We start from the raw sequence: 12,239 nt of genomic DNA, 5'->3' as shown, positions 1-12,239 counted from the left end.
GGCCACGAACTCAGGGAATTCGCGCGAGTTCTTGGCAACTGAAAATTTTAGACTGAGCTCGCAATTTCGAGCTGCGATGGCTGAACGCCACAGGCTGTTTTTTGTTGTGTTTTGCGTGGAGGGGCGGCGGTGTTGACCGTTAGTTTGCTGGGGGCAAGCCGGGTTACGCGCGGTAACGAGCAGATTTGGTTGGATCTCGGTCCGGCAGGACGGAGATTGGCCGGCTTTCTCCTCACCTTTCCGGACCGCCCGCACCGTCGCGAGCGACTTATCGATTTGTTTTGGCCGGAGTACGATACCGACAGGGGACGCCGAGCCGTGAACTCTGCGATCTGGCGCTTGCGAAGGCTGCTCGCATCCGCTCCGGAGTACAGAGAGGGTTATGGCCTCAGGACAGTTGGCTCGGAGACCGTTCTCGAGAGAACGTCTTGGCTGGACGTCGACACCTGGGCTCTACTCGAAGCGGCACAGTCGGCTCTCAGCGGCGTTGAGGCGCACGTGGATCCCTCCAGGATGAAGCAGATTCTCACCGTCCTATACCGCTACGAGGGGCCATTCCTGGACGGCGAGGATGCCGACTGGATCTTGGACGAACGCGAGCGGTTGCATTCCCTATTTGTGCAGTCGGCAATGATCCTCGTTCGTCATCTGGGGCTCTGTGGCCAGTATCATGATGCGATTCTGCTCGCCCGTCACGCGCTGCGCTTCGATCCGTATCGCGAGGAGCTGGTTCGGCATCTCCTGACTTTGCTCGCGCTCGATGAGAGGCGAATCGATGCCATCAGGTACTACGATCAATGGATCGGCATGATCCAGCAGGAGCTGGGAATTTCTCCGCTTCCAGCGACGCGTGTTATCATTGACGAGATCAAGAATCTCCATAACGCCGATGATGCCCAGCATTTGCGTGTGCGGCTGATGAGCCGAGACGAGAGGCGGCGAGCTACAAACTAGCCGCCGCAGTCCCCGAATCCGTCTGATATCGCGAACCTGGCCACGGTGCGGCCGGGCAAGGCATTGCCTTGCCCGGCCGCACCGTGATTCTGCCGTGATCGCTGCGGAATTGCTACCGCAAGCCGCCGTGACCGGAGGGCCAGCATGCCGGAACGATCGCGCGATCTCCACGAGTTCGCGGCATGCCACGCTTGGCCCATGAGCTCACAACAGCCGCTCTCGGATCAGGTTTTCATTCTGCGATTCTGGCGGGAAACCGCCGGTGCCGGCGGAGACGGCCGTTGGCGGGTTCTCGTCCGCAACATCAATACGCGACGGCGCGACGTGGTGGATGACGTGCAACGCGCGTTCGCGATCGTCACCGCCAATCTGAATGTCGCAGAGGGCGCGCATGAAGAGCAGGCGACTTGGACCGTTGAACCGCCGACGTCTGAACATTGAGGAACGAGTCGTGCGCAATATCGACGACGCAATGAATCACCAGCCGCCGTTCAGACGATTCTTCGATGGTTGGGGACATGTGAATGCTTTTGAGCAATTTGATCGAGGGTCGTCAAATACTCCATTTAAATCGCGGGATTGCATCGATGCGTAGCGTTTGGGCGATCGTTGCGTGCTTGGGGATCGCACTGACCGTGGCGGCGTGTAACCCGAACGAAAGGGAGTATTTCCGCCAGGGCATCGGTACGGAGCTCTACACGGCGGATACCGCGGCGGCCACCGAGTTTCTGAATGTCTATCTGGACTATCTCTGTCGGCAATCCGAATCCCGAATCGGCCCTAACGTGCCTAGCTGCGCTGATCACGTCGTGCCGTCCAACGTTTGGCCCTTGATTGTTCAGGCAGGCCTGAACGACATCGATGCGCGTTGCGATTCCTATTTGGCGTGGCTCGATCAAAAAAGGCGGGAGAATGCCGCGATACTGACCGAAATCAGTGCGGTGCGCTTCGCGGTTGACGCGCTCACGAACCCCAACGTGACGGGTGTCAGTGCGGTCGGGTTGGCTGCGGTTTCGGCAGCCTTCGGATTGGCCACCAACACGGTCGGCAATTTCAATTCGTTGCTGCTACAGGTCGACCACACCACGGTGCAGACTGTTGTTGTCGGAAACCGCCAGGTCTTTCGGGAGGATCTGCTCAAGGTCTCGTCGTCGATCGACAACAAGCCGTTCGCCGTCCACACGCTGCGAACCTATCTGTCGATCTGCATGCCGATGACGATCTCGGCAAACATTAATTCAACGGTGACCGTGTTCAAGCAAACCGGGACAGCTCCAGGTGCCGGTCCCGTGCTCCCCACGCTGACGCCGTTTAGGGCTCGCGATCCTGCGCCGACAACCCCTCCAGATCGTGGTGGCCTGAAAGTCCCGCATCCAGAATTCGCGGTGTGGTTCAAGGACTACGTCCCCGCACAATTTCCGATCAGCACCATCACGCTGCTTCAGAACGTGATGTGCGTGCCCAAGGAAGAGGTTGGCCAGCCGCCCGGGGTCCAATCGACCACGTCGTCTCATATCGCGATATTCGAGGAAACCAGTACCGAACGGGTGGCGGACGCGAAGAAGATAACCGCAGACGGAAAGATCGATACAAAGGAACGGGATCTCCTGATCGGTGAAGCGCCTTGCAACAAGAGCGCGGCGCAGAATTATTTCGAGCGGCGGCTGACGAAGAACGGCACGCTCACCGACGTCAGCGCCATCATCAAACTCTTGAACACGGAGAAATTGCCGGGGCTTAACGACCTTCCGCTGACGACGTCACTCAACGACGCGCGCGACAGGATCGCGCTGGTGCGGCAGTCGCTCGCCGGAAAGCAGGCCAATGCCGGCAAATTGAAGGATCGTCCGTTTTCGATGGCCAGGCAATGGACCAGGGATATTGCCGACGTGTTGCAGGGGTTATGAGCTTGTCGTCACTTGGGCGAGTTGGGAGCTGCTGATGAAATTCAGAGTTGGTGACGATTTTGCCATCTTGCGGGCAAAGCAATCGGAGACGTCGAAGGCGAAGAGATCACTCGAGCCACGCCAGGACCTTGGCGAGTGTCCGGTTAGCGAAGACGGGAAGTGGCTCACGGTCGATGTTGGTCCGCTGCAAGCGGATAAGGGGTTTGTGCTCAAGGCATCATGCGTGGAGAGCGTTGATGGCGATAGACCGCCGGTCGAGCGTGCAGGCGTGGTGCAAAAATGCGTTTTTGCGGAAGTGACGTTCAATGATTCCGTGACGATCAGACCGTTTTTCGTCCTTGCGGATTTTCTCCTGGCGCGCGCGATTATTGAGACTGACGTTACTAACGCCGGCCTGCTAGTTCCTGGGTCCGACGGCGTTGGCCCGATGCAGGTCTCAACCAAGGAATGGAAGAGCTTTACGCAGAACGGGGGCGCACTCGCGGTAGATGCCGAAGATTCGGATCGCGATCACCCGATCTTTCAAATCCCAGCGGCGGCATTCCGGATGCATTCGGACCGAAAGGCGTTGAGCCAATTGCGTACGCCGCCCGGTTCGACCGATCCCTTTGTGCCGCAGCTCCTCGACATTCTTTTCGCCTACCTGACCGACAGTCCCGCCGCCGCGCTCGCGATCCGGGACGCGCATGCGACCAGCGCCAATCACAATCTGCCGTTCACCAAATTCCTGCGCGATACCCTGTCCGACGCCGAGGTCACGGCTTTGCACCAGGCCCGTGGCGACAAGTTTTTCGGCAAGGAAGCCCCGAAGTCGGATGGCGCGAGCCCCGAGGCCGATAAAACCAAAGGGCAGAAATCTCTGAATGATGTCGTCACCGAGATAGAAAGTCTTCTCGACAAGACGCTGAATCAGGCGTTCGACGACATCAAGGAATTCATTCCCGAGGCCGTTCCGCTCGTCAGCGTGCCCGAATCCAGTGGTGGCGGTACGACATTCACCGAAAAGGCCCCGGGCATCATGCGCGACCTGATCAGGGATTTCGAGTTCACCGATTTTCAGGCCGCCGGAATTCTCGGGAATATGGGCCGCGAAACCGGAGGTTTCACGCTATTCCAGGAACGTCACCCGAGAGTGCCTCCGGGCGGATTTGGTTGGTGTCAATGGACGGGTGATCGCCGCGTGCTCTTTGAGAAGTTCTGCAGCGACAACAACCTCGTTCGAGAGAGCGACAAAGCCAACTACGGATTTCTGAAGCTTGAGCTGGAGACGTCTAAGAAGAGCGTCGTGCCTCACCTGAAATCAACGGCGACTCTGGAAAAGGCGACCGAGATCTTCGAGCTGGAGTTCGAAGTCGCCGGCGTCGTCGCGATGGATGATCGGATCATGTGGGCGCGCCGCGCGCTGGGCGCGTTCAGGGGGGCAGGAACTCCCGGAACGCAGGCCAATAGCCTGCAACAGTTGATCAGCGATGGACGGATTACTTTCGACTCGCCGATTCTGAGGGAGCAACTACTCGGGCTCAATACTGGAACGAAAGTGACCCCAAAGCTGCAGGCGTTGGTCCTGCGATTGTGCGATTTGACTCCGCACATCCAAATCAGTTCTCTGGTGCGATCAGGGGGAGGAAGTTTTCACAACATCGGTCGAGCTGTCGATATCGGGAACCAGGAAATTGCCGGCGCGCTGTTGCCGCAGATTGCGACACAACAGATGGTCACCGAGCTCCGAATTGACGAGCTGATCTTCGACGCCCGCATTATCAACCCGCACAATGATCCGAACAAGTTCAATTTCAATGAAGGGCACCCGCATCCGTTCTCGCCGGGGACAATAAGTGACCACGGTAATCACATTCATTTTGCGGTCACAGCGTAGCAATCTTTCGAGATCTTGTGGCATGTTCACAGCGCTCGCTTCTAGCGGAGAGGTCCACTAACGGCTCGAAGGATAGTCGCAATGCCGGCTCGGCGCTGGAGCACAATGGCACTTACAATCGTTTGCCTGGGTGTAGCCCTTGCCGAATCAACTGTGTCGAGCCAGGCGGTTGAAGGAAGATGCCTGATCGTGATGGACGGTCGGACCTTCCTCAAGGGGCGATGCAATATCGAGATTCATCCTGGCGGCAGCTTCACCGTCGGCGTGGCCGATCAATCAAGCTCGAAATATTTTGCGTATGTGAGCCTTGAGGGCACGCCCTTGACGGCGCATGGTTATTGGAATGGGGTCGCTGCTGAAAGTCATGCGCATTCGGACCTGGGCCCATTGAGACGAAAAGGGGCCTGCTGGTCCAATCGCCGTGCGAAAGTCTGTGCTTGGCACTGAATTGGCGATGGTCGACCTACTCGACGGGAGGAACGCTCGTAGCCTCATCTTCGTCCTCCGCCGCCTCAAGCTCCGAAGGAATATCCACCAGCTCGCGCACCCGTCGCCATCGTCGCGTGAGAGGCGCGTCATGGAGCGATCCTCGTGGTGGTCGGTCCCGTTAGCCTCTGATCGGGAGCCGGCGGACCGGCTCCCTCGCAGCCAGATTCCGCTGGCCGCCGCTACTTCCTCACCACCTTGTAGATCGCGTTCTCGATGTCTGAACTGAAATAGATCACGCCGCTCGCGCCAACCCCCACACCCGTCGGGATATTGCTGGGCAGCCCTCCGGGCGCACCCACGAGGCCGATCGGGAGATTGGCCGCGATCTCGGTGATCGTGCCATTCTCCGGCGCGATCTCGATCAACCGTTTGGCGCCCACCTCCGCCACGATCAGCTTGCCGTCGCTGGCGCGTGCGATGCCTTCGGGCATTTTCAGGTCCTTGGCGATGACCGTCTTTTCACCGTTGCTCTCGATCATCGAGACGACGCCGGCAAAGGCTTCGGTCAGATAGACCTCGCCACGCGGTCCGGCGACCAGCCCGACCGGGCCCTCGAGGCCGCCGATCATCGCCGTGCGGTCCTTGCCGTGCTCGCCGCTGATGCGGACCAGCGATTTGGTGCCGAGCTCGGCGACCAGAATGCTGCCGTCCGCGAGCACGAGCGCGTCGTGCGGCGCCTTGAAGCCGTGCAGCATGTCGCGGGTGGCGCCGGTCTTGCCATCGATCACCTGCACCGTGCCGGTGAACCAGCTCGACAGGACCACGTCGTTGCCCTTCGCCGTCGCGCTCATCGGATATTCGAGCGTGACGCCGGCGGCGTGCATGCGGGCCTTCTCGGTGACCTCGCCGGTCGCGCCGTCCACCGTGCGATAGGCGAACACGTCGGCGACGTGGATCGTATCCTTGCCGTTCTCTGATGTGACGCCGATGCCGCCGGGCAAAGCGAGCTTGCCGATGATGACCTGCCGCGCCTGGCCGGTCGCCGGATCGACCTCCTGGATGCCGTTGTCGGCCATGTTGGAGACGTAGATGCGGTCCTTGTCGTCGATCGCGAGATTGTCCAGCGACGGCTTCAATTGCGCGACCATGGTCTTGGCGCCCGATTTGGGATCAACGCTAACGAGTTGCCCGAGCGCGGTGTCGACCACCCAGAGATTGCCCCTGGAATCGAAGTTCACCGCGGCCGGGACCTTGAAGCCGTCCGCGACGACGGTCAGCTCGGCCTTGTCGATGTCGACCTTTGCGACCTGTCCCTTGAACCAGAGCGGACCGTAGAGCTTGTCGTCAGGGCCGAACTCGAAGCCGTTGAGGCCGCCCATCTTCTCCATGATCTGGCGCGGCGGTTTGACGCCCTCGACATCGATCTCATAGAGCGCGTCGCCGAGGAAGACGGTGGTGGCGTAGAGTCTGCCGTCCTTGCGGTAAGCGAGCGAGTTGATGCCGGGAAGGCCGCTGGCGAGCTTCTTGATCGGGCCGTCGCCCTTGCGCGAATAGAGATCGCCGGCCAGGAATCCGGTCCAGGCCATGGTGCCGTCGGGGGCGAATGCGATGTCGTCGGCCATTCCGACCGGAGCGGGGATTGCAACCTTGGCGGTTCCGCCGGCGATGTCGACCTCGTAGAGCGCCGCGCCCGCGACGCTGCCGGCAAACAGATGGTCGGCCTTGTCGATCGCAAGGCCGTGCACGCCGTGGAACGCCGAGCCCGGGACAAGCTTGGTGACCTCCCAGTTTTCGGCCGAAACGCTGGTGGCGGAGACGACCGCAGCAACGAAGGCTGCGCAGGCGAGCCTGTTCTTCATGGCGAGACCTCCCGTTTTTTGGAAAGTATTCGCTCCTCATGCCGCTTTGGCAAACGAAACTTGACGTTGTGATGCGGCCAAGCGGCCTCGTGCGACGACGTCAAACCCGGATCGTGTTTGAAGATGATCGGCCGATCTCGGCCGGTCGCCGGCTTTTACCTGTTGGTGACCTGCAACGGACCGCCGGTTGCGTCCGACATCCGGGCGATGGCGCCGGCGCGGCCGCTCATCATGCCGTCGAGCCGGTCGCGCTCCTTCTCGAAGCCGGCCAGCATCGGGCCTTCCAGCGAGCGGCCGCGCGGCAGTTTCACACGGAGCGGATCGACGAAGCGGCCGTTGACCAGGATTTCGTAGTGGACGTGCGGGCCGGTCGACGCGCCGGTCGAACCGACGAAGCCGATCACCTGGCCCTGCCGCACCTTCTTGCCGGGCTCCATGCCCTTGGCGAAGGCCGACATATGGCCATAGGCGGTCTCGTAGCCGTTGTTGTGCTTGATGCGGATGTATTTGCCGTAGCCGCCCTCGGGGCCGGCCTTCTCGATCACGCCGTTGCCGGAGGCGAAGATCGGCGTGCCGTAGGAGGTGGCCCAGTCGACCCCGGTATGCATCTTCACAAAGCCGAGGATGGGGTGACGGCGGCCGCCGAAGCCGGAGCGCATGATGGCGTTGTTGACGGGCTTGCGCACCAGGAACTTCTTCGCGCTCTTGCCGGTCTCGTCATAGTAGTCGACGACGCCGTCGTCGGGGCTCTGGTAGCGGTAGTATTTCTTGGTCTCGCCGCCGAGCGTGAGCGAAGCGAACAGCACGTCGTTCTTTTCGCTCGCCGTCACGCCTTCGTCCTCACCGGCATAGAACACGTCGAATGAATCGCCCGGCGCGACCTTGCGCTGGAAATCGACGTCATAGGAGTAGATCTTGATCATGTCGTCGATGACGGGCATCGGCACTTTGTTGCGCATCGCGGTCTCGTAAATGCTCTGGTAGAGCCGCACGCCGGTGCCGTCATCGTCGTCATCGTCGTCGCTGTTGGCGTTCGCCGCCGCGTCGGCGACGGTATTCATGCTGGAGACGTCGACCGCGACGTATTTGCCGAGATCGGACAGCGCCGCGATTGCCTCGACCATGGTCTCGTTGGCGATGACGACGCGGTAGGGCTGCAGACGGGCGCCGGGGCTTGCGGGCGCCATCAGGATGCGCAGCTTCTCGCCTTCCTTCAGGCCGCCGTCGCGGCCGCGCGGCCCGAGCGTCGCGGTGATCGCCTTGATCTCCTCGGCCGTGGCGCCGAGATCGCGCAGCACGCCGGCGACGCTGTCGCCCTTCTTGACCACGTGAACGCGTTCGCCGTTGGGATTGCCGCCGGTGATCTGTTCCTTGGTCTTCGGCAGCAGCGTGACGTTTTCCGGCACCACGCGCGTCTCGAAGCCGGCATAGGGGTCGGACGGCGACACTTCGGTGGCGTAGGCGCTTCTGATGTCGGACGGGCCGGTCGCGCCGGAGACGTCGGCCGCAGCATTGGAGAGCGCGGCGTAGCGCACCCCGCCATTGCCGCGCCAGTTGGCGGCATCGCGGACCCGCATCAGGATGTCGTCGAGCGCCACCACTGCGGAAATCTTGGCTTTCGGCAGCACCTGGGAGAGGTCCTTGGTGACGAAGGAGACCTCGGCGTCGGGTTCGACGGCTTCCGGATTGTTGGGATCCTCGGATGCCGCCTTCGGATCGGACCCGACATCGGTGAGAAGGCGCTGGGCGTTGAATGGCGGGATCTTCGCCGACAGGTCGCTCGTCGTCATCGACAGATTGCCGGCAATCCGGATGAAGGGACGCACCCGCATCACGTCGCGGTTGCCGACGCGGGCGACGGTCGATACGCGCACGATGTTACGCGAGGCCGTGGATTCGTTCGGCGGCGGCAGGCGGTCGCTCTTGTGCAGCGTGGCGGCGCGGTCGGCTGCGCCGAATGCGCCGCGCAGCGCGCCTTCGACGCGCTCCGGCACCTTGGCGAAAGTCATCTCACCGTCGAGCGAAGCGAAAACGGCGCCGCCGATCAGGGCTGCGCCGCAAAGTCCGGTTAGAATCGTCCCGCTGAACCATTGCACCGAGACACGGCGGCGATCGATGACGGCGGCTTCGGAACCATCGACGGACAGCGGCGGCTCGTGGCCGAGATCGATGATCCCGGTCTCACGCCCGTAAGCGCCGCGTGACGTCCTGTGGTTCAACCCAAGTCCCCCAATCAACGACCCGAGAGCCCGATGTCGAGCAGTCCCGTTCCGAGCAACCCTGTTTTGAGCCCCTCCTTACGCCGCCCCCTTCGGGGCGTCTCTGGAAAAGGCAAGCCGCATAGGCGTCCGCGGTCAGAAGGCCCATATGACGGACCGGCCGAAATTACGAACAGCTAAGCGGAAAAAGATCTCTCGATGTGTCTCGAATGTCTGAAGAAGGCCGCTTCATCGGATGATCGCCTTCCTCTGACCCCACACAAACCGCCGGCAGCCCCCACTGGCATCCCTGCGATTCTAGCTTTGTCTGTACCAGAACGCCGGGGGATTGTGGCTCAAGTACGGCGCCTAATATGGAAAAGTTTCCGGAAACGGCTGGGCGCCAGGGGCCTTCCAGGGGCGGGCGCTCCAAGTCACGTCCAAGCCGCGTTCAAGGCGCCTCCGCGCCGCCTCCGGAGCCCCCTGGGGCCCAAACTTTTTTTGGGTTTTTTCTCCGCGCCGGCCCGATCCAGCCGCTCGGCGACTTTCTAACCTGCTGTAATTGCGTGGATTTTTCGAACAATCCACCGTGCGACGATTTTCTGACAATGGTCGTTGACAACCCCGATGGGTGGGGCCTATAACCCGACCACTGAGCGCGGCGCCGCCGGGTCACTGACCAAGGCGAGCGAACGCGCCACTGATGCTCCTCACCTTGTTGAGTGACACAACAGTCGACGTAAGTCGATTGGAGTTCATCCATCGTCGGTAAGGGTGTCGGAACCCTTCCTCTCTGGAAGGTTGGGGCCTCCTGGTCCCGGGCTGTTTGACAAGTGAAGATGAAGAAAGAGAAACGTGGACGGCGGAGTCCTTGCGCCTCTCGGATACTGAAGAGCTTCGGCTTTTGAGTTCTGAGAGGGGACGAAAGACTTCGGCGGTACACGTTTTAAGGTTACACCATCGTTGCCAGCGATGTGAATCGCGGGCAGCTCATCGACTTCGGTCGATGAAAAATGGTGGGACCTCGTCAAAACGTTGTGATCAGCCGGTTCAAAGTTCAAGTCCAACTTGAGAGTTTGATCCTGGCTCAGAGCGAACGCTGGCGGCAGGCTTAACACATGCAAGTCGAGCGGGCGTAGCAATACGTCAGCGGCAGACGGGTGAGTAACGCGTGGGAACATACCTTTTGGTTCGGAACAACACAGGGAAACTTGTGCTAATACCGGATAAGCCCTTACGGGGAAAGATTTATCGCCGAAAGATTGGCCCGCGTCTGATTAGCTAGTTGGTGAGGTAATGGCTCACCAAGGCGACGATCAGTAGCTGGTCTGAGAGGATGATCAGCCACATTGGGACTGAGACACGGCCCAAACTCCTACGGGAGGCAGCAGTGGGGAATATTGGACAATGGGCGCAAGCCTGATCCAGCCATGCCGCGTGAGTGATGAAGGCCCTAGGGTTGTAAAGCTCTTTTGTGCGGGAAGATAATGACGGTACCGCAAGAATAAGCCCCGGCTAACTTCGTGCCAGCAGCCGCGGTAATACGAAGGGGGCTAGCGTTGCTCGGAATCACTGGGCGTAAAGGGTGCGTAGGCGGGTCTTTAAGTCAGGGGTGAAATCCTGGAGCTCAACTCCAGAACTGCCTTTGATACTGAGGATCTTGAGTTCGGGAGAGGTGAGTGGAACTGCGAGTGTAGAGGTGAAATTCGTAGATATTCGCAAGAACACCAGTGGCGAAGGCGGCTCACTGGCCCGATACTGACGCTGAGGCACGAAAGCGTGGGGAGCAAACAGGATTAGATACCCTGGTAGTCCACGCCGTAAACGATGAATGCCAGCCGTTAGTGGGTTTACTCACTAGTGGCGCAGCTAACGCTTTAAGCATTCCGCCTGGGGAGTACGGTCGCAAGATTAAAACTCAAAGGAATTGACGGGGGCCCGCACAAGCGGTGGAGCATGTGGTTTAATTCGACGCAACGCGCAGAACCTTACCAGCCCTTGACATGTCCAGGACCGGTCGCAGAGATGTGACCTTCTCTTCGGAGCCTGGAACACAGGTGCTGCATGGCTGTCGTCAGCTCGTGTCGTGAGATGTTGGGTTAAGTCCCGCAACGAGCGCAACCCCCGTCCTTAGTTGCTACCATTTAGTTGAGCACTCTAAGGAGACTGCCGGTGATAAGCCGCGAGGAAGGTGGGGATGACGTCAAGTCCTCATGGCCCTTACGGGCTGGGCTACACACGTGCTACAATGGCGGTGACAATGGGACGCTAAGGGGCAACCCTTCGCAAATCTCAAAAAGCCGTCTCAGTTCGGATTGGGCTCTGCAACTCGAGCCCATGAAGTTGGAATCGCTAGTAATCGTGGATCAGCACGCCACGGTGAATACGTTCCCGGGCCTTGTACACACCGCCCGTCACACCATGGGAGTTGGTTTTACCTGAAGACGGTGCGCTAACCCGCAAGGGAGGCAGCCGGCCACGGTAGGGTCAGCGACTGGGGTGAAGTCGTAACAAGGTAGCCGTAGGGGAACCTGCGGCTGGATCACCTCCTTTCTAAGGATGGTTCTTCAGAAGCTTGCTTCTATCGAACCGTTTTAGAAACATCAGTGGCCAACGGTCGTCAGGATCGTTGAGCTGCATTGGCGGGATTTCGCCGTCTTCGTTTCTCTTTCTTCGCGGACGAACACGCGCTGGGGCTGCAACCTTGCAGAATCCCTGGTCCTTGACTGGATATGCGTTAGGGGCTTGTAGCTCAGTTGGTTAGAGCGCGCGCTTGATAAGCGTGAGGTCGGAAGTTCAAGTCTTCCCAGGCCCACCACACTCATCGAGTGAGCATTCGTCTTCTGGTTACGGGGCCATAGCTCAGCTGGGAGAGCGCGTGCTTTGCAAGCATGAGGTCGTCGGTTCGATCCCGTCTGGCTCCACCAGATGGTTTGATCACCGACTACTCATACCGTCGTCCGCGAAACATCACTTCGCACTTACTAGTCCGGATGGACAGTAAGCTGCGTGATTT

General features: G+C 60.1%; 7 protein-coding genes, 2 tRNA genes and 1 rRNA gene. 8 read left to right on the top strand and 2 right to left on the bottom strand.

Features of this window, described 5'->3' with window-relative positions; genetic code table 11:
- Window positions 1-129 precede the first annotated feature (129 nt).
- The 5 genes from BRA1417_RS45230 to BRA1417_RS43520 all read left to right on the top strand — a co-directional run bounded on the left by BRA1417_RS45230 (window position 130) and on the right by BRA1417_RS43520 (window position 5,184).
- Window positions 130-954, top strand: coding sequence for a BTAD domain-containing putative transcriptional regulator (locus BRA1417_RS45230; RefSeq protein ID WP_371259968.1), 825 nt, complete (start codon window positions 130-132; stop codon window positions 952-954).
- Window positions 955-1,098: 144 nt separating this feature from the next.
- The gene (locus BRA1417_RS0100545; RefSeq protein ID WP_027514127.1) at window positions 1,099-1,395 is read left to right on the top strand and encodes a hypothetical protein; all 297 of its coding nucleotides are present in this window, start codon (window positions 1,099-1,101) and stop codon (window positions 1,393-1,395) included.
- Between the two features lie 146 nt (window positions 1,396-1,541).
- A complete protein-coding gene (locus tag BRA1417_RS0100540; RefSeq protein WP_156948505.1) occupies window positions 1,542-2,861 on the top strand; it encodes a hypothetical protein in 1,320 nt (439 codons plus the stop codon).
- 34 nt (window positions 2,862-2,895) lie between these two features.
- Window positions 2,896-4,737, top strand: a complete 1,842-nt coding sequence (locus tag BRA1417_RS41595; RefSeq protein WP_051448260.1) for a phage tail tip lysozyme — start codon at window positions 2,896-2,898, stop codon at window positions 4,735-4,737.
- A gap of 105 nt (window positions 4,738-4,842) precedes the next feature.
- Window positions 4,843-5,184 carry a hypothetical protein gene (locus BRA1417_RS43520; protein ID WP_156948504.1) on the top strand — a complete coding sequence of 114 codons (342 nt, stop codon included), beginning with the start codon at window positions 4,843-4,845 and terminating at the stop codon, window positions 5,182-5,184.
- Window positions 5,185-5,405: 221 nt separating this feature from the next.
- On the opposite strand, the gene BRA1417_RS0100530 is transcribed toward BRA1417_RS43520, so the two are convergent.
- Together BRA1417_RS0100530 and BRA1417_RS0100525 are read right to left on the bottom strand one after the other, a co-directional pair.
- Window positions 5,406-7,025: a hypothetical protein gene (locus tag BRA1417_RS0100530; protein WP_027514125.1), complete on the bottom strand. Its 1,620-nt coding sequence runs from the start codon at window positions 7,023-7,025 to the stop codon at window positions 5,406-5,408.
- A gap of 155 nt (window positions 7,026-7,180) precedes the next feature.
- The gene (locus tag BRA1417_RS0100525) at window positions 7,181-9,244 is read right to left on the bottom strand and encodes a M23 family metallopeptidase (protein WP_027514124.1); all 2,064 of its coding nucleotides are present in this window, start codon (window positions 9,242-9,244) and stop codon (window positions 7,181-7,183) included.
- A 1,043-nt stretch (window positions 9,245-10,287) separates the two neighbouring features.
- Here BRA1417_RS0100525 and BRA1417_RS0100520 point away from each other — a divergent pair.
- From BRA1417_RS0100520 to BRA1417_RS0100510, 3 genes are all read left to right on the top strand, one after another.
- A 16S ribosomal RNA gene (locus tag BRA1417_RS0100520) occupies window positions 10,288-11,776 on the top strand.
- A gap of 188 nt (window positions 11,777-11,964) precedes the next feature.
- Window positions 11,965-12,041 (top strand) — tRNA-Ile (locus BRA1417_RS0100515).
- A gap of 33 nt (window positions 12,042-12,074) precedes the next feature.
- Window positions 12,075-12,150, top strand: a tRNA-Ala gene (locus BRA1417_RS0100510).
- The last annotated feature ends 89 nt before the right edge of the window (window positions 12,151-12,239 follow it).

This window comes from Bradyrhizobium sp. WSM1417 (assembly GCF_000515415.1).
Lineage (GTDB): Bacteria > Pseudomonadota > Alphaproteobacteria > Rhizobiales > Xanthobacteraceae > Bradyrhizobium.
The sequence above is the reverse complement of the archived record's forward strand: the minus strand, read 5'-3'. Positions and strand labels throughout refer to the sequence as shown.